Below are 17660 nucleotides of genomic sequence, written 5' to 3' on the forward strand. Positions count from 1 at the left end.
CTCCTGGGGTAGCAGCAGCGGTTCCGACTGGGGCGGCAGCGATGGTGGCGGCTTTTCCGGCGGCGGCGGGTCGTTCGGCGGCGGCGGCGCATCGGGGGACTGGTGATGGCGCGACTGAAGAAATTGAGCGAGGCCGATCACGCGCTCGTGACGGCGGCGGTGGCCCGGGCCGAACAGGGAACTGACGGGGAAATCGTCACGATCGTCACGGAACGATCCGATCTCTACCGCGATGTCGCATTGCATTATGCGATGGCGGCGATGCTGTTGCTGGTGGCGATCGTCGCGCTCAACCCGGCGGCGATCGAATCGAAGATCGCCTGGTGGTCGAACGGCTGGACCAGTGAGCCCGATCTGCGCAGCCTGTTCTTTGCGCTGCTGATCGGCGAGGCCTTGCTGTTCCTTGTCGTGCGCTATGCGCTTGCCTGGACGCCGCTCCGGCTGGCGCTGACGCCCAAAGCGACGCGTTCGCGGCGGGTGCGCCGGCGGGCGGTGCAATATTTCAAGGTCGGGGCGGAACGCCGGACCGAGGCACGGGTCGGTATCCTGCTCTATCTGTCGCTCGACGAACGCATCGCCGAAATCGTCGCCGATGAAGCGATCCACAAGGTCGTGCCGCCCGAGCGCTGGGGCGATGCGATGGCCGCGCTGGTCGATAAGGTGCGGGTCGGCGAGCCCGGCCAGGGCATGGCGGCGGCGGTTGCGGCGATCGGCACGATCGTCGCCGAGCATTTTCCGAAGACCGAAGGCGACCGTAATGAACTGCCGGACAGGTTGATCGAATTATGAGCGATGAACCCGTCGAGACGGCCTGGGAAGGCCGTTTCATCGCCGTGAAGAAGCGCGGCAAATGGGAATATGTCTCGCGCACGCGCGACATCCAGGCGGCGGTGATCCTGGCGATCGACGACGGCCACGTCATCCTGGTCGAACAATTTCGCGTGCCGCTTGGCCGGCTCTGCCTCGAATTGCCGGCGGGGCTGGTCGGTGACGAGGACGAAGGCGAGAGCATCGAGACCTCCGCCGCGCGCGAGCTTGAGGAGGAGACGGGCTATCGTCCCGCCCATGTCGAATCGCTTGGCCAGTTCCAGTCCTCGCCCGGGCTGGTCAGCGAAGGCTTCACCCTGGTGCGCGCGACCGGGCTTGAGCGCGTCAGCGATGGCGGCGGTACGACGGACGAGAATATCGTCGTCCACCGCGTCGCGCTGAGCGATCTTCCGGATTTCGTCGCCGCCCGGCGTGCCGAGGGCATGGCGATCGATGTGAAGATGTTGCTGCTGCTGAGTCCGTCGCTGCTCGGCTAGAGAAAGCGGCCCCTTTGCTGGGAGGGGCGAGGCCTCAGGCGCTGTGGAGGCGCTCGAAGCTGAGTCGGTCCCAATAGCCGCGCTGGTGCGCGATCTTGCCGTCGATCACATGGAAGAAGCCGCAGCCGCGAAAACCCTTCGGGTCGCGCCATTCGAGGATCGCCCATTCGCCATCCTCGAACAGATTCTCCGGGATGCATTCCATCGTCGCCGCGGCGAATTCGGCCTCGAACATCGCGTGAATCGCTTCCGCGCCTTCGACCGGTGCGTTGGCGACCTGATGATTGATCGCCGTTTCGCTATACAGGGCGGTCAGGGCAGCCGCGTCGGCATTGTTGAACGCCGCGATCCATTTGCGGACGACCGATTTGGGCGTCATCGGAAATTGTCGGCGTAAGCCTGAAGCTTCAGCTTGCGCTCCGGTGCGGCAATGACCTGGAAACCCAGGCCTTCGCGTGTCGCATAGGCAGTGGCCGCCTCGAGCGATGGGAAGTTTAACCGAAGTTGATCGCGCGTATCGCCCGAGCCGGCCCAGCCGGTCAGCGGATCAGGATGCTTGGCCTCGGCGGGCTCGAATTCGAGCACCCAGCCCTCGGTCCGGGCACGGCCCGACTGCATGGCGTTCTTGGGGCGCTGAAAGATGCGGGCGGTGGGCATGATCATTCTCTTGGCAGATCTTGGGGCAAGTCTTGGCGAACCTCTATCGCGGTTGGGCGCGCCGCGCATCCGCATTTTTCGTGCGGGTGGTCGCAATCGCCCCGGCCGGATCGTCCGGCCAGGGGTGGCGCGGATAGCGGCCGCGCATTTCCTTGGCCACCGCCGACCAGCTTCCCGCCCAGAAACCGGGCAAATCGCGGGTGGTCTGGATCGGGCGGCCGGCGGGCGAGGTGAGGCTCAGCACCAGCGCCACCTGGCCATCGCCGACCATCGGGTGAGTCGCCAGGCCGAACAATGCCTGGGGCCGCAGGTCGACGCGCGGGCCGCCCTCGGCGGCATAGTCGATCGGGTGGCTGCTGCCGGCCGGGCTGTCGAAATGTGTCGGGGCAAGCCGGTCGATGGTGCGCATCGCGTCCCAGCCGATCAGAGTGCGCAACGCCTCGGTCAGCGCGCCTGCCTCGATCGCGTCGAGCCGGCGCTTCTTCTCCAGCAGCGGTGCGAGCCATTCATCGGCCCGCGCAAGCAGCGAAGCATCGTCGAGCGCGAGGTCGGCGCCGCCATGCGCCGCGGCGAAATCGGTACGGTGGCGGAGCGACAGTGCGACATCGCTCCACGGCAACTGCGCAAGCCCATGGTCGCTGACACCCTTGAGCAGCGCCGCGCTGATCTCCGCCGGGTCGGCCGCGCTGTCCGGGCCGCCCGACAGCCGGATCGCGCCGAGCCGCCGCTCGCGGATTGCCTGAATGCCGCCGGTCGCCGCATCGAACGTCACGGTGCGGCGCGTTTCGACGCGGTCGCCGAACAGCGCTTCGACCGTCGCCAGGTCGATCGGCGCGGCGGAGAGAATACGCGCGCCCGCCGCCATGCCCTGCGTCTCGGCAACCGCGAGCCAGTCGTTGCGCGCAAGCGCGGTGGCGCCGTCGAGCTTGAAGCCGCGCCCGCCGACTGAGGCCCAGGTTTCGCCCGATGCGTCGCGGCGGCGTGCGACCCGGTCGGGAAAGGCCAGGGCGATGCACAGGCCCACATCTTCCGCCGCGCCCGGTCGGGACGGGGTCAGGCCGCTCCAGCGTTTGGCCAGCTTGCGCCCAGCTTCCGCCCTCGAGCCCCGCTCGCCCCGCCAGCGCCGCAACCGCGATTCGAGATCGACATCGGTTCCGCCCAGCCCGCGCTCGCCGAGCAGAACGGCGATCTGCGCTGCCGTCTCGGCCAACCCAAGCTCGCCTGCGCGCACCAGCATATGACCAAGGCGCGGCGGCAGCGGTAGTTTCGCGATTGCCTTGCCATGCGCGGTCGGGCGGCCATCCGCATCGATTGCTGTCAGCGCCGCCAGTCGCGATCGCGCTTCCGCGACCGCTGCTTCGGGCGGTGGATCGAGCCAGCACAGGGCGCGCGGATCGGCCACGCCCCACAAGGCGCAATCGAGCGTCAGTGCCGACAGATCGGCTTCCAGTATCTCGGGCGGATCGAAACGCGGCAGGCCGGCGGTCGCGGCTTCCTCCCACAAGCGATAGGCGACGCCCGGACCCTGCCGCGCGGCACGGCCGGCACGCTGCGTGACCGCCGCCTGGCTGGCGCGCTCGGTGACCAGTCGAGTCATCCCTGCCGCACGGTCGTAGCGTGGGCGGCGGGCGAGCCCGGAATCGATCACCACGCTTATGCCGTCAAGCGTCAGGCTGGTTTCGGCAATCGATGTCGCCAGCACGACCTTGCGCAGTTCGTCACGGTCGGGGGCGATCGTCGCACGCTGCGCTTGCGGGTCGAGACTGCCATGCAGGCGGTGCAGGATGATCCCGTTGCCAAGTCCCTCAATCCGCTCAGCGGTGCGCTCAATCTCGGCAACGCCGGGCAGGAAAGCGAGAATGCCGCCTTGCTGCTCGCGCAGCGCGGTGCGAATCGCGGCGGCGACCGAGTCCTCGATCCGCGCTTCGGCGGCACGGCCGATATGATATACGGTCAGCGGATAGCTGCGGCCGGCGCTTTCGATGACGGGCGCATCCCCCATCAGTGCCGAGAAACGCGCGCCGTCGAGCGTCGCCGACATCGCCACCAGCCGCAAATCGGGGCGCAGGCCGGCTTGCGCATCGAGCGCGAGCGCCAGGCCGAAATCACTGTCGAGGCTGCGCTCATGCACTTCGTCGAACAGCACCGCCGATACGCCGGTCAGTTCGGGATCGGCCTGGATGCGATTGACGAAGATGCCTTCGGTCACGACCGTAACGCGCGTTGCGGCGCTGCGCTTGCTGTCCATCCGCGTCGCATAGCCGAAGGTCCGGCCGACCGATTCGCCGGCCAGGGCCGCCATGCGCTCGCCCGCCGCGCGCGCGGCGAGGCGGCGCGGGGAGAGGAGCAGGATTTCGCCGCTGCACCAGGGCTGGTCGAGCAGGGCGGGGGCGACCGCCGTCGTCTTGCCCGCGCCGGGCGGCGCGACAAGCACGGCGTTCGACGCCTCGCGCAACACGGCAAGCAAGTCGGGCAGAACGGCGTGGATCGGCAGCATGGTCATCGTGCGTCCCGTCTCGCACGGCGGTGCGGTTCGGGAACAGGGCAGAGTCTCACGCGACCGGGCGCGCGGCGGTCAGAAGAAGACGCTGGCGTTGAACGATACATAGCGCGTGTCGCCGCCCGGCGGTGCATTGGGCGCGTCCTTGAAAAAGCGACCCTTGTCGAGCAACGCGCCGCTCGCTTCGAGCTGCAGCCGCTTGGGGATCGCCCACCAGCGCACCCGGCCTTCGACCTGGCGTCCGGCATAACGGCCCGACCGGCCGGTCGAATCGCGCACGCCCGAGGTCGCGAAGGCGTCGGTGCGCGCCGCGAGCCACAATTCGCGATAGCTGATCATCGTGTCGAAGCGCTTGCTTGGCGCCGCCTCCAGCCGAATGGCCGGCGAACTGATATTGGCGCGCCCGATCAGGCTATAAATGCCCGAGGGCCCATAATCGCCGCGCCGCGACCCGAACAGGGGGTCGAACCGCGTAAAGCGTCCGCCGCGCTCGTCGCCGCTCGCATATTCATATTCGAACGACAGGCGCGGCCGCCACGTGGCGTTGAAGGTGTAGCCGATCTCGCCATGCGTCGACCAGGCGGATACCGGCAGCATCGCCGCGGCTGGTGTGAGATCGGCACGGATCGTGCCGCCCTGATGGAATATTTCGGCTTCCGCATCCCATGTGCCGCGTGCCGGCGCCTTGAACAGGCGTGCGCTGAGCGTGGTGAGGTGCCGGTTGCGCGTCGGTTCGCCCGGACGATCGCGTTCATCGAAACGAAGATAGGCAGCATCGACGTCGAACGGACCCAGCGCCCGTCTGCGCGTTGCGCTCACACCCCAGAAGCGCAGGTCGAAACTTTCCCGGTCGATCTGGACCTGATTGCCGCGCAGTGCCGCGCCGCCCAGGGGCAACCGCACTTGTGGCAGGGTGTAGAAGATCATCGCGGAGAAGCGCTTTGCCGGGGCAAGGTCGATGCGCAGCCCGGTAAAGCCATTGCTGGTGTTGCGATAATCATCGTCCGCGACGAGCCGGCGCGACCCGATATCCATGACGAACCGGCCCGCCTGTGCTTTCGCGCCGAGCGTGCCGCCAAGATCGGCCCTCACATAGGCCTGGACCAGCTCGAGCGCATTGACTTCTCCCGTGCCGACCGGGCTGCGCGGGGAAATCGAATAAGCGCGGCTGTCGCGGAGCTCGGCGCCGAAGTCGACCGGGCCGGCATCATATGCGGCGGTGATGATGGTACGGAACGTGACCAATGTGTCGTCGCGTTCGAAACCGGCGCGCGCCTGGTTGTCGATGATCTCGACCCGGGCGCGGCTATTGGCCGAAAGCGTGAATGAACCCGGGGCCGGCGCGGTGGTTTGCCCCTGTGCCGGACAGACCACCGTGAGCAGCGTGCCCCCGCCCAATGCGCAGATCGAGTGCCGGTAGCGCGGCAGGCCTAAAAGGCCCGTGCGACGGCGAACTCGACCGCTTCGACCATCGCGTCCTTGGCCTGGCCGGCCGCAAAGCCGCCCAGTGCGTCGATCGCGCGTTGCCCATAATGCCGGGCCCGAGCGAGCGTGTCGTCGACCGCGTGGCTCGACCGAATCAGCGACACGGCGTGTGCGAAATCGTCATCACTCGCGCGGTGCCCCTCGATTGCCGCTTTCCAGAATACCCGATCCTCGGCCGATCCGCGGGCATAAGCGAGAATCACAGGCAGCGTGGCCTTGCCTTCGCGAAAATCGTCGCCGGCGTCCTTGCCCATCGTGCCCGCGTCGGAAACATAGTCGATCGCGTCATCGACCAGCTGGAATGCGATGCCGAGATTGCGGCCATAGGCGTCGAGCGCCGCCTCTTCGGCTTCGGGCCGCTCGGCCACCACCGCGGCGATCCGGCACGCGGCGGCGAACAAGGCGGCGGTCTTCGCGCCGATGATGTCGAGATAGCGTTCCTCGCCGATGTCGATGCGGCGAGCGGCGGTCAGCTGATTGACCTCGCCCTCCGCGATCACCGCGCTGGCGTTGGACAGAATCTTCAGCACTTTGAGACTGCCGTCCTCGACCATCAGTTCGAACGAGCGACTGAACAGGAAATCACCGACCAGCACGCTCGCCGGATTGCCCCAGATCAGATTGGCGGTGCGTTTGCCGCGCCGCAGGTCCGACCCGTCGACGACATCGTCATGCAGCAGGGTGGCGGTGTGGATGAATTCGACCGCCGCGGCGAGCCGGTGATGGCGGTTGCCCGTATACCCAAGCAATCTGGCGCTCGCCAATGTCAGCATCGGCCGCATGCGTTTGCCGCCGCCTGCGATCAGATGTCCGGCAAGCTCGGGGATCAACGGGATCTGCGATTGCATACGGTCGAGGATGACCGCGTTGACCAGATTGAGGTCACCCGCCACCAGCTGAACCATCGGTTCCAGCGAGGGGGGGGCGGCGCGCGCGTCGAGGCGGTGGATGGTGGCGCTCATGTTAAGGTGCGATGTGGCGGCGTGGGACAGCAAAGGCAAGTCTTTCAGGGTTGCGCATGTGCGTTCACATCAGCAAAGGGGGCTGGATCGCGCAGGGAATTGTCATAGATGACGGACGATACGCTACGGGGATACCGCCAGAGCATCGACAATATCGATGCCGCTCTCGTGTTTCTGCTCGCCGAGCGCTTCAAAGTGACTCAGGCGGTTGGTCGCCACAAGGCGGTCGCCGGCTTGCCGGCTGCCGATCCGGGGCGGGAGGAAGCGCAGATTTCGCGCCTTCGCGGACTGGCCAGGGATGCGAATCTCGATCCCGAATTCAGCGAAAAATTTCTGCGTTTCATCATCGACGAAGTGATTCGTCATCATGAGCGACTTCAGGGTGGGGAGTAGGCGTTATGTTGCAAAACGAGTTTTTTCCCGAATCGGCCATGCCGGACCGCTGGCTGAGGGGCGACCTGAGCGAAGCGGAGACGATCAGGCGGCTGATTGCGGTTGGTGATTCGCTTGTCCGGGTCTGCGATGCGGTCGATCAATCGGTGGCGGGGAATTATATTGCGATGGCGCTCGACATCCTGCGCGCCGATGCCGACCTGAAAGCGGAGATGGGCAGGATTTCATAATCTTGCCGGGCCATTCCCGATATTTGCCATTCGACGCTGCCATCTTCCCGTAATGCACGATTCGTTGCTCTGATCCAAAATGGAGCTACAATGATGACATGCCGCCTGGGGGGATTGATCAACTAACCGAAGCGCAACGGGCATGCCTCCGTCTTGTCTTGACGCGTCGCAACTCCAAGGAGATTGCGCAGGTCCTCAATATCTCCCCGCACTCGGTCGACAAGCGGATCGAGCGCGCGGTTGCCGCCCTGGGCGCCGCCTCGCGTTTCGATGCGGCGCGTCGGCTCGCCGATCATGAGGGTGGGCAGACATACGAGCCAATCGCACATGAACCAATCGACGTTGCGTCGCCGGCCGTCCAGGCCCCACCCCGCCACTCGACCGCACCGTCCGGGTATGGTCGTCGCCTCTTCGGGTTTGCGCCCGTCGGGCGGATCAACGGGGATGCGCGAAATGATCTGACGAAGCTCCAGCGTGCCGGAATCATCCTTGCCCTGATGGTCGGGATAGCGGTGGCGACAGGCGCTTTGCTCAATATCGCTGCGACGCTCACGGACAAGCTCCGTGAAAATCGCATCGATCTTTCGCGCTGACGATATGCCGCAACGTGCGGCTGGGGAGGCGCAATGCTCAAGGAACGCCGTCAGGCAAATGATATCGTGACGCGGGATTTTCTGCAGGCCGAGGCAGCGACGGATCTGGCCGCCCTGCAGGCCGCTCAATGCATGACCACCATGCTGCAGGCTCGTCAGAACGCCAACCTGCCTTTCGGCACTGGCCTTGAGGCAGTCCGCCTGGTCGCCGAAGGGGCCAACGCACTGGTCAAGGCGCGTCAGGCGTTCGTCGAGGCGCATCGAGTGCTTGCCGAGGTGCGTCACGAGATCGGCATCACCGGTTATGGCGATATTTCGGAATGCCCGCCGACCGACAGTCCGAAGGGTGCGATCGAAGAACCGCTTCGTCTCGTCGCGGTCGCTTGAACCAGCGGCCCTTGACGATACCATGAGGGGAATGGTCCGGTTGGCACATGGATAGAGTCTATATCTTTCTCGGGCTTCAACTGCTCGTATCGGGCTATGCGCTGCTTCGCGGCGGCGCACCCGAGCGGGTTACCGCCATCGCGCTGACCCTGGCGGTGCTTCTCGGTATGCTGCTCCAGGCGAGCGTTCCCACCCGATTCTATCATGTCGATCTGGGAGTGATGGCAATCGACGTCGCGTTGTTCGGCGTCCTGGTCGCCCTTGCGCTTTATGCCGATCGCTGGTGGACTTTGTGGGTCGCGGCAATGCAGGGTCTGGGGGCGGGCGCACATATCATCAAGGCGATCGATTCGGACACCATCCGCGTCGTTTATGCGATCCTCGCGGCGGTCTGGAGCTATCCGATCATTCTGCTGCTGCTGATCGGTACGTTCCGTCACCAGCGGCGGATGGCGCGGGGGGGAGATCTCGACTGGTCGGCACAAGCCGTGACCGACCATCACCGTCAGCTTGCTGGCGATCATCAAATTTAAGGGGAACCGTCATGTCGTTGCAGCCCAAGGAAGCGAAAGGGTTCGGGCCCTATGCTCGCACCTCGGCGCGAATGGCGAAGAAACCGCCGATCGCCGCGCTGGTCGATGACGACGAGGAGGACGACGAGCTGCCGGCCGACGACGAATTGCTGATTCGCGCCAAGTCGCTCTATTCGGCACGCCGCCGCCGCGCCAAGGCCTTCGCCGCGCATGCGATCGTCTTTCACGAACCTCCCTGGGACATGCTGCTCGATTTGTATATCGCGCGCCGGGAACGACGGATGGTGTCGGCGACGAGCGCTTGCATCGCCGCCGATGTCCCGACCACCAGCGGCTTGCGCTGGATCTCGACGCTCCGGCAGCGCGGGCTGGTCGATCTGTCGGCCGATCCCACCGATGGGCGCCGCACGATCGTGCGCATGTCGGACGCCGCGATGGAGACGATGGAAGGGTATCTGGAGTCGATCTGATCCGGATGAAGGGGTCTGCATCCCATCGGTCAGTGTAGCGCCCAACGAAAAGGGGCCCGGATCGCTCCGGGCCCCTTTCCTGTATCGGCCATCCTTGCGGATGTGATGCTTAGTCGCGATCGCCGGTCAGGAAGGCCGGTGCGAACTCGGGCGCCGGGCCGTCATCATTGCCGCCCGAACGCTCGGGCCGCGGGCCACGGTCACCGCCGCCATCGCGGCGCGGACCACGATCGCCGCCGTCACGACGCGGGCCACGGTCGCCACGGCCGCCGCCATCACCACGACCTTCACCTCGGGGGCCACGGCCGCCATCGCCATCGCGACGCGGGCCGCGCGGACCACGATCGCCACGGTCGCCGCCTTCACGCGGTTCGCGTGCCGGACGCGTGTCTTCCAGCTCGGCGCCGGTTTCCTGGTCGACGACGCGCATCGACAGGCGAACCTTGCCGCGCGGATCGATCTCGAGGACCTTGACCTTGACTTCCTGGCCTTCGCTCAGAACGTCGGCGACCTTCTCGACGCGCTCGTTCTTGATTTCGGAGACATGGACGAGACCGTCCTTGCCGCCCATGAAGTTCACGAACGCACCGAAATCGACCAGGTTGACGACCTTGCCGTCATAGACCTTGCCCACTTCGGCCTCTTCGACCAGGCCACGAATCCACTTGATCGCGGCTTCGATCTGCGCGGTGTCGGACGACGAAACCTTGATCACGCCCTCATCGTCGATGTCGACCTTGGCGCCGGTGGTGGCGACGATCTCGCGGATCACCTTGCCCCCGGTGCCGATCACGTCACGGATCTTCGACTTGTCGATCGTGATCGTCTCGATGCGCGGCGCGTGCGCCGACAGTTCTTCACGCGTGTGGTCAAGCGCCTTGGCCATTTCGCCGAGGATGTGCGCGCGGCCTTCCTTGGCCTGGGCCAAAGCCTTGCGCATGATCTCTTCGGTGATGCCGGCGATCTTGATGTCCATCTGCATCGTGGTGATGCCTTCGGACGTGCCCGCGACCTTGAAATCCATGTCGCCGAGGTGATCCTCGTCGCCCAGAATGTCGCTGATCACGGCGAAGTCCTTGCCCTCCAGGATCAGGCCCATTGCGATGCCCGAAACCGGCCGCTTCAACGGCACGCCGGCATCCATCATCGACAGCGAACCGCCGCACACCGTCGCCATCGAGGACGAGCCGTTCGACTCGGTGATGTCCGACAGAACGCGGATCGTGTAGGGGAATTCTTCCTTGGTCGGCAGCACCGGGTGCAGCGCGCGCCAGGCGAGCTTGCCATGACCGACTTCACGACGACCAGGGGCGCCGAAGCGGCCCACTTCACCGACCGAATAGGGCGGGAAGTTATAGTGCAGCATGAAGTTTTCGTAAGACAGGCCGGTCAGCCCGTCGATCATCTGCTCGCTTTCCTTGGTGCCCAGGGTGGTGGTGCAGATCGCCTGCGTCTCACCCCGGGTGAACAGCGCCGAACCATGGGTGCGGGGCAGGAAATGCACCATCGCTTCGATCGGACGGATCTGCGTGGTGGTGCGGCCGTCGATGCGCTTGCCGTCCTTGAGGATGGCGCCGCGAACGATTTCCGCTTCCAGCTTCTTCATCAGCTTGCCGGCGGCCATCTGATCCTGCGGGGCGGCGTCGGCGAAGGCGGTCTTGCCCTTGGCGCGCGCTTCGTTGAGCAGGTTCGAACGCTTGGACTTGTCGGTCACCTTGTAGGCGGCGGCGATGTCCTTGCCGATCAGCTTCTTCAGCTTGTCCTTGGCGGCCGAGAGATCAGCCTGAGCGGCCATTTCCCACGGATCCTTGGCGGCCTGCTCGGCCAGATCGATGATCAGGTTGGCGGCTTCGCGGCATGCCTTGTGCGCGAACTGCACCGCGCCGAGCATGACTTCTTCCGACAGCTCCTTGGCTTCGGATTCGACCATCATCACGGCATCGCCGGTGGCGGCGACGACCAGGTCGAGATCGCCCGACTTGGTCAATTCGGTGGTCGGGTTGAGGATGTACTCGCCATCGACATAACCGACGCGCGCCGCGCCGATCGGGCCCATGAACGGCACGCCGGAGATGGTCAGCGCCGCCGATGCCGCGACCATCGCGAGGATGTCGGGCTCGTTCTCGCCGTCATAGCTGAGAACCTGGCAGATCACGTTGATCTCGTTGTAGAAGCCTTCCGGGAACAGCGGGCGGATCGGGCGATCGATCAGGCGGCTGGTCAGCGTTTCCTTTTCGGTCGCGCCGCGCTCACGCTTGAAGAAGCCGCCGGGGATGCGGCCCGAAGCCGAGAATTTTTCCTGGTAATGGACGGTGAGCGGGAAGAAATCCTGCCCTTCCTTGACCGACTTGGCGGCGGTGACGGCGCACAGCACGACGGTTTCGCCGAGCGTCGCGATGACCGCGCCATCGGCCTGGCGGGCAACGCGGCCCGTTTCCAGCGTGAGGGTCTTGCCGCCCCACTGGGTGCTTACAGTTTTCGTATCGAACATTTTATTTCCTTCACTCCGCACGCCCAATGCATGCGGGGCCTATCTGCGAGCCGATAATGGCCCGGCTTGTCCCTTCCACTGGCCGTTCATTCGGCGGGAAGGGGGTTCGGGGAAACCGGCCGAATTGCCGGTTGCCGAATAGCGAAACGGCCCCCTTTCGGGGGCCGTCCGGGTTACTTGCGAAGCCCGAGCTTCGCGATGAGATCGGTATAGCGCTGGCCGTCCTTGTGGCGGAGATAGTCGAGCAAGCTGCGGCGCTTGTTGACCATCATCAGCAGACCACGGCGCGAATGATTGTCCTTTTTGTGGCCCTTGAAGTGCTCGGTCAGGTTGCGGATGCGCTCGGTGAGGATCGCGACCTGGACTTCGGGGCTGCCGGTATCGCCTTCGATACGGCCATGTTCCTTGACGAGCGCGTCCTTGCGCTCTGCGGTGATCGTCATGCATTTTCCTTCGACATCGTCATAGATTGAAGCCTCGCACGACCAGGACCGACTGGTCCCGAACCTCGACCAGAGCGACCGGAACATCGTCCAGCATCGCGAAGTGGAGGCCATCGTCTCTGGCAATCCCGGTCAGAACACGCCCCTGGCGGAGCGCCCCTGCCTGATCGGGGGTGAGGGATAGAGCCGGGATGTCGTCCAGCCCCGCCCTCAACGGCAGGAGTATCTGTTCAAGCCCGCGCGCAATAGCGAGTTCGGCCAATTTGTCCAGCGATATCGAGTCGGTGAGGGCGAACGGCCCGGCCTTGATCCGGCGCAGCATGGTGACATGCCCGACCGTGCCGAGCGCCAGCGCGATGTCGCGTGCAAGGCTGCGGATATAGGTGCCCTTGGAGACATGCGCGGTGAGAGTGATTTCGCTTAGCGTCTCCCCCGAATGGAGTTCCGGGGAGGAATTGAGCGAATGGATCGTTACCGCCCGGCTCGCCAGCACCACGTCTTCGCCGGCCCGCGCCAGGTCATAGGCGCGTTCGCCATCGATCTTCAGTGCGGAATAGGCCGGCGGCACCTGCTCGATCGGCCCGGTGAAGCGTGGCAGCACGGCTTCGACCGCATGCAGCGTCGGCCGTATCGGCGAGGAAGCGATCTCCACACCTTCGGCATCGAGCGTGTCGGTCTGCACGCCGAATCCGATCGTGAAGTCATAGATCTTGTCGCTGTCGAGCATCCGCCCGGCAAGTTTGGTCGCTTCACCCACCGCGATCGGCAACACGCCCGAGGCAAGCGGATCGAGCGTGCCGCCATGCCCGACTTTGAACTTGCCATACTCACCAGTGCGCAGCGCACGCTTCACCGCCGAGACGGCTTGAGTCGAGCCCAGCCCGACCGGCTTGTCGAGAATGATCCAGCCATGCATTTCGTTCAGCCGGCGATCTGTGTCAGCGCCGCAGTGAAGTGTTTGCGGCACATCGCGACATAACGATCATTGCCGCCAATCTCGGTCTGTGCGCCTTCGGCGATCGCGCGGCCATCGGAATCGACGCGCAGATTCATCGTCGCCTTGCGCCCGCATTCGCAAACCGATTTGATCTCGATCAGCGAATCGGCAATCGCGAGCAGCCGCGCCGACCCTTCGAACAGCCGCCCCTGAAAATCGGTGCGCAGGCCATAAGCCAGCACCGGAACGCCGTGCACATCGGCAAGCTGGGCGAGCTGATCGACTTGCGCGGCGGTCAGAAACTGCGCCTCATCGACCAGTACGCAGGCGGGCAGCGCTTCGCCCGTGCGGTGGACGATGGCGACCAGGTCGGTGTCGCGCTCGAAGGCGATCGCGTCCGCGCCCAGTCCGATGCGCGACGTGACGGTGCCGGCGTCGAACCGGTCGTCGATCGCCGCGGTGAACAGGATCGTGCGCATGCCGCGTTCGCGATAATTGAAATCCGCCTGCAACAGGGTGGTCGATTTCCCCGCATTCATCGAGGCGTAGTAGAAATAGAGCTTGGCCATGCCGCGCTTGTCCCACGCAGGGCCGCTGCGATCAATCGCCAGGCACGAAGATCATCAACACATCATCGCCATCCTCGCCGGCGACCAGCCCCTGTTCGACGAATCCGGCACGCGCATAGGCGCGGCGCGCACGGAAATTGGCCGTATCGGGATCGATCGCGACACATGGCGCGCCATCGGCGAGCAATCGCTCCGCCAATTGCCGCAAAAATGCCGAACCATGCCCGCCGCCGATCATGTCGGGCACGCCGATGAACGCATCGATCGCGACCGTCTCTGCGGGCATCGCCTGAAAATGCGGCTGTGGCCAGCGATGCACTTCATAATGCTGGGCATAGCCGAACGGGCGGCCATCATGGCTGACGATCCACATCGTCATGCCGGGCTCGTCGAGATCCTCGCGCAGCAGAGCTTCCTGCTCCTCGGGATCGCCCCACCAGCGCACGACCTCGGGCGTTTCGAGCCATGACCGAAGCATGGTCAGGTCCGCCGCCGTGGCGGGACGGAAGGCATATGGACCGCGGAGCATCATGCGAGAGTTTCGATGGGCACGGGAGAATTGGCGCCGGCATGCCTGCCGACCTGCCGGTCGAAAGTGGCAAAGGCGGTTGCGCCCAGCGCCGAGGCGATATGCATCATATCGGCCAGGTCCGCGCCTTGGGCGAAGCGATCGATCGCCCAGCGCACACCGGTCGGACTCACCGATACCGTGGGCAAATCGATGATTTCACCAAGGGATTCCGCGATTACTTCGCGCGGCCAGCGATAGAAGGAACGCAACACCCATTCGACTTCGAGCAGGACGGTCGCGGAAATACTGCAGTCGCGGCTCAGCAAGTCCCGTGCGATCACCAGCTGCGCCTTGTCATCCTCGACCATCAAGCGGATGAGGACGTTGGTATCAAGCGCGACGGTCAGATTTCGTCTTTCGACTTTGCCGCGAACATCGCATCGACCGCGGCGTTCATCTCCTCGATCGTTGCCGGTGGCCCCATATAAGGCGGCCTGATCTCTCGGATGCGCGCTAATATCTCGTCGGTCGTCCGACCGCTCTTCTGCTGCACCGGCCGCAGGAAAACGCCATTGCCCGAGCGGATCACTTCGAGCCGCTGCCCGGGAACGAAGCCCAGCGCGTCGCGGACATCCTTCGGGATGACCACCTGGCCTTTTTCCGACAACGTCGTCTGCGCGTTCATGTCGGTAAGATGCGTCTTACCCGGATGCGTGTCAATCGTCGTCGGACGCCTCAAGGTCGCGCGCCACATGCGGCGTGCGCAGCAGCTGATCGATATGGCTGCCTTCGTCGAAGCTCTCATCGGCGAGGAACTTCAGCTTGGCGGCATATTTCATCTTCACTCGCGCGGCCGCCTCGCGCTGCAGATAGGCGGTGTTGGTGCGCAGTGCCTTGAGCACCGCTTCCTCGTCCTTGCCGAGCAGCGGCTTCACGAACACCGTCGCATGGCGCAGGTCGGGCGACATACGCACTTCGGTCACCGTGACGAGATGCTTGGCCAGCGTCTCATCATGCACATCGCCGCGGGCAAGGATGTCCGACAGCGTATGGCGCATCTGTTCGCCCACGCGCAGGACGCGGACGGAGCGGGCTTCGGGAGTTTCGGCTGACTTCATATCATTCCTATCCCCTCTCCCCCGCACGGGGGAGAGGGTGATGGGTTACAGCGTCCGTTCGCGCAGCTCGACCTCGAAGGTTTCGAGATAGTCGCCCGGCTTGATGTCGACGAAGTTCTGCGTGAACGTCACGCCGCACTCCAGACCCGCACGGACTTCGGCCACATCGTCCTTGAAGCGACGCAAGGATGCGATTTCGCCCTGGTAGATGATGACATCCTCGCGTGTGATGCGCGCCTTGAGCGCCTTGCGGATGATGCCTTCGGTGACGAGCAGACCCGCCGCCTTGCCGTGTTTGCCGGCCGAGAAAACCTCGCGGATTTCGGCGCGGCCGACGACCGTTTCGAATGCCTCGGGGCCAAGCTCGCCCGCCATGCCCGAGCGGATTTCGTCGATCAGGTCGTAGATCACGTCATAATATTTGAGCGCGACCTTCTGGCGTTCGGCGATCTCGCGCGCCTTGGCATTGGCGCGGACATTGAAGCCGATGATCGGCGCGCCGCTGGCACCGGCCAGGGTGACGTCGCTCTCGGTGATGCCGCCAACGCCCGAATGCAGCACGCGGGCCTTGATGTCGTCGGTCGAGATCTTGTTGATCGATGCGACGATCGCCTCGACCGACCCCTGCGTGTCGGCCTTGACCACCAGCGGATATTCGATCGCCTGCTTGTCCTTGAGCGCGGAGAACATGCTCTCCAGGCTGGCCGGGGCGGACGTGGTGCGCTTGTTGGTGATCACGCTCTGGCGATATTCCGCGACCTCACGGGCGCGTGCCTCATTCTCGACCACCGATAGCGGATCGCCGGCGCGCGGCACGCCGGACAGGCCGAGCACCTCGACCGGCATCGACGGACCGGCTTCCTTGATCTGCTGACCCTTGTCGTTGGTCATCGCGCGGACCTTGCCGCTCTCGGCGCCGACGACGAAGATGTCGCCGACCTTGAGCGTGCCGCGATTGACCAGGATGGTCGCGACCGGGCCCCGGCCCTTGTCGAGCTTCGCCTCGATCACGGTGCCTTCGGCGGCGCGATCGGGGTTGGCCTTCAATTCGAGCAGTTCGGCCTGAAGCTGGATCTTTTCGACCAGTTCATCGAGACCCGTCTTCTGCAAGGCGGAGACTTCGACGTCCTGCACGTCGCCGGACATTTCCTCGACGATCACTTCATACTGAAGCAACGCCTCGCGCACCTTTTGCGGATTGGCATCGGGCTTGTCGATCTTGTTGATCGCGACGATCATCGGCACGCCGGCCGCCTTGGTGTGGTTGATCGCTTCGATCGTCTGCGGCTTCAGCCCGTCATCTGCGGCGACGACCAGCACGACGATATCCGTCACATTGGCGCCACGCGCACGCATTTCGGTGAAGGCCTCATGGCCAGGCGTGTCGAGGAACGTGACCTTCGACTTGTCCTTCAGCGTGACCTGATAGGCGCCGATATGCTGAGTGATGCCACCGGCCTCGCCCTTGACCACATCGGTACCGCGCAGCGCATCGAGCAGCGAGGTCTTGCCGTGATCGACATGGCCCATGATCGTCACCACCGGCGGCCGCGGCTGCAACGTGTCTTCGGCATCGGCGTCGGTCTCGATCGCAAGATCGATGTCCGAATCGCTGACGCGCGTGATGTTGTGGCCGAATTCGGTCACCAGCAGCTCGGCGGTGTCCTGGTCGATCGTCGCGTTGATCGTGACGGGCATGCCCATCTTGAACAATGCCTTGACCAGGTCCGCGCCCTTTTCCGCCATGCGGTTGGCGAGTTCCTGCACCGTGATCGCTTCGGGAACGACGACGTCGCGGATCTGCTTGGCCTGCGCTTCGCGCGGGCCGCCCAGGCGACGATGTTCCTTCTCGCGAGCGCGCTTGAGCGCGGCGAGGCTGCGGGCACGTGCGCCGTCACCATCGCCAAGCGCGCGGTTGACGGTCAGCTTGCCGGCGGTGCGGCGATCGTCGCCCTTGCGGTCGCGCAAGGCAGCACGCGGCACGGTCTCACCGGCACGCTTGATGCCGGCGCCGGCGGCGGGTGCCGGGGCTGCAGCACTGGTGCTGGCGGTCGTCGCGGCTGGCGCGGGGGCTGCC

General features: G+C 65.0%; 22 protein-coding genes. 8 read left to right on the top strand and 14 right to left on the bottom strand.

Annotated elements, in window-relative coordinates:
- Positions 1–105: 105 nt before the first annotated feature.
- Both OO12_RS17045 and OO12_RS17050 read left to right on the top strand, forming a co-directional pair.
- Complete coding sequence (locus tag OO12_RS17045; RefSeq protein ID WP_034159931.1) at positions 106–789, top strand: TPM domain-containing protein; 684 nt, start codon at positions 106–108, stop codon at positions 787–789.
- On the top strand, positions 786–1304 hold the full coding sequence (locus OO12_RS17050) for an NUDIX hydrolase (RefSeq protein ID WP_034159932.1): 519 nt from the start codon (positions 786–788) through the stop codon (positions 1302–1304). The genes OO12_RS17045 and OO12_RS17050 overlap by 4 nt, the downstream gene beginning before the upstream one ends.
- 34 nt (positions 1305–1338) lie before the next feature.
- Here the strand turns inward: OO12_RS17050 and OO12_RS17055 are convergent, their stop codons facing one another.
- The 5 genes from OO12_RS17055 to OO12_RS17075 all read right to left on the bottom strand — a co-directional run bounded on the left by OO12_RS17055 (position 1339) and on the right by OO12_RS17075 (position 6908).
- A complete protein-coding gene (locus OO12_RS17055) occupies positions 1339–1683 on the bottom strand; it encodes a nuclear transport factor 2 family protein (RefSeq protein WP_034159933.1) in 345 nt (114 codons plus the stop codon).
- A complete protein-coding gene (locus OO12_RS17060) occupies positions 1680–1961 on the bottom strand; it encodes an ETC complex I subunit (RefSeq protein WP_034159947.1) in 282 nt (93 codons plus the stop codon). Before OO12_RS17060 ends, OO12_RS17055 begins: the two co-directional genes overlap by 4 nt.
- A 43-nt stretch (positions 1962–2004) precedes the next feature.
- Positions 2005–4464 (bottom strand): ATP-dependent helicase HrpB, encoded by a 2460-nt coding sequence (hrpB, locus tag OO12_RS17065; protein WP_034159934.1) that lies wholly within the window; start codon positions 4462–4464, stop codon positions 2005–2007.
- Between the two features lie 72 nt (positions 4465–4536).
- Positions 4537–5859: an alginate export family protein gene (locus OO12_RS17070; protein ID WP_235364842.1), complete on the bottom strand. Its 1323-nt coding sequence runs from the start codon at positions 5857–5859 to the stop codon at positions 4537–4539.
- Positions 5860–5891: 32 nt separating this feature from the next.
- On the bottom strand, positions 5892–6908 hold the full coding sequence (locus tag OO12_RS17075; protein WP_034159935.1) for a polyprenyl synthetase family protein: 1017 nt from the start codon (positions 6906–6908) through the stop codon (positions 5892–5894).
- Between the two features lie 108 nt (positions 6909–7016).
- On the opposite strand from OO12_RS17075, the gene OO12_RS17080 reads away from it, so the two are divergent.
- The 6 genes from OO12_RS17080 to OO12_RS17105 all read left to right on the top strand — a co-directional run bounded on the left by OO12_RS17080 (position 7017) and on the right by OO12_RS17105 (position 9514).
- A complete protein-coding gene (locus tag OO12_RS17080) occupies positions 7017–7301 on the top strand; it encodes a chorismate mutase (RefSeq protein ID WP_034159936.1) in 285 nt (94 codons plus the stop codon).
- Between the two features lie 5 nt (positions 7302–7306).
- Positions 7307–7531, top strand: coding sequence for a hypothetical protein (locus tag OO12_RS17085; protein WP_034159937.1), 225 nt, complete (start codon positions 7307–7309; stop codon positions 7529–7531).
- Positions 7532–7629: 98 nt separating this feature from the next.
- A complete protein-coding gene (locus OO12_RS29425) occupies positions 7630–8124 on the top strand; it encodes a helix-turn-helix domain-containing protein (RefSeq protein WP_082006606.1) in 495 nt (164 codons plus the stop codon).
- Positions 8125–8157: 33 nt separating this feature from the next.
- Entirely contained in the window at positions 8158–8511 is a 354-nt protein-coding gene (locus OO12_RS17095; RefSeq protein WP_034159938.1) for a hypothetical protein, read from the top strand.
- Between the two features lie 47 nt (positions 8512–8558).
- A complete protein-coding gene (locus tag OO12_RS17100) occupies positions 8559–9044 on the top strand; it encodes a hypothetical protein (protein ID WP_052215984.1) in 486 nt (161 codons plus the stop codon).
- Positions 9045–9055: 11 nt separating this feature from the next.
- Positions 9056–9514, top strand: coding sequence for a winged helix DNA-binding protein (locus OO12_RS17105; protein ID WP_052215985.1), 459 nt, complete (start codon positions 9056–9058; stop codon positions 9512–9514).
- A 109-nt stretch (positions 9515–9623) separates the two neighbouring features.
- Here OO12_RS17105 and pnp read toward each other — a convergent pair whose 3' ends face one another.
- The 9 genes from pnp to infB all read right to left on the bottom strand — a co-directional run.
- The gene (gene pnp, locus OO12_RS17110; protein ID WP_034159939.1) at positions 9624–12005 is read right to left on the bottom strand and encodes a polyribonucleotide nucleotidyltransferase; all 2382 of its coding nucleotides are present in this window, start codon (positions 12003–12005) and stop codon (positions 9624–9626) included.
- Positions 12006–12178: 173 nt separating this feature from the next.
- Positions 12179–12448: a 30S ribosomal protein S15 gene (gene rpsO / locus OO12_RS17115; RefSeq protein ID WP_034159940.1), complete on the bottom strand. Its 270-nt coding sequence runs from the start codon at positions 12446–12448 to the stop codon at positions 12179–12181.
- 19 nt (positions 12449–12467) lie between these two features.
- Complete coding sequence (gene truB, locus OO12_RS17120; RefSeq protein WP_052215986.1) at positions 12468–13364, bottom strand: tRNA pseudouridine(55) synthase TruB; 897 nt, start codon at positions 13362–13364, stop codon at positions 12468–12470.
- A gap of 5 nt (positions 13365–13369) precedes the next feature.
- Positions 13370–13954 (bottom strand): thymidine kinase, encoded by a 585-nt coding sequence (locus OO12_RS17125; protein WP_034159941.1) that lies wholly within the window; start codon positions 13952–13954, stop codon positions 13370–13372.
- Between the two features lie 31 nt (positions 13955–13985).
- Positions 13986–14483: a GNAT family N-acetyltransferase gene (locus OO12_RS17130; protein ID WP_052215989.1), complete on the bottom strand. Its 498-nt coding sequence runs from the start codon at positions 14481–14483 to the stop codon at positions 13986–13988.
- Positions 14483–14983 (bottom strand): type II toxin-antitoxin system VapC family toxin, encoded by a 501-nt coding sequence (locus OO12_RS17135; protein WP_327196036.1) that lies wholly within the window; start codon positions 14981–14983, stop codon positions 14483–14485. The genes OO12_RS17130 and OO12_RS17135 overlap by 1 nt, the downstream gene beginning before the upstream one ends.
- Entirely contained in the window at positions 14869–15150 is a 282-nt protein-coding gene (locus OO12_RS17140) for an AbrB/MazE/SpoVT family DNA-binding domain-containing protein (protein ID WP_034159944.1), read from the bottom strand. The genes OO12_RS17135 and OO12_RS17140 overlap by 115 nt, the downstream gene beginning before the upstream one ends.
- A 31-nt stretch (positions 15151–15181) precedes the next feature.
- Positions 15182–15583, bottom strand: coding sequence for a 30S ribosome-binding factor RbfA (rbfA, locus tag OO12_RS17145; protein ID WP_034159945.1), 402 nt, complete (start codon positions 15581–15583; stop codon positions 15182–15184).
- Between the two features lie 45 nt (positions 15584–15628).
- Positions 15629–17660, bottom strand: a 2032-nt coding sequence (gene infB / locus OO12_RS17150) for a translation initiation factor IF-2 (RefSeq protein WP_034159946.1), incomplete at its 5' end; no start/stop codon positions are given.

It is taken from the genome of Sphingomonas sp. ERG5 (assembly GCF_000803065.1).
Taxonomy (GTDB): domain Bacteria; phylum Pseudomonadota; class Alphaproteobacteria; order Sphingomonadales; family Sphingomonadaceae; genus Sphingomonas.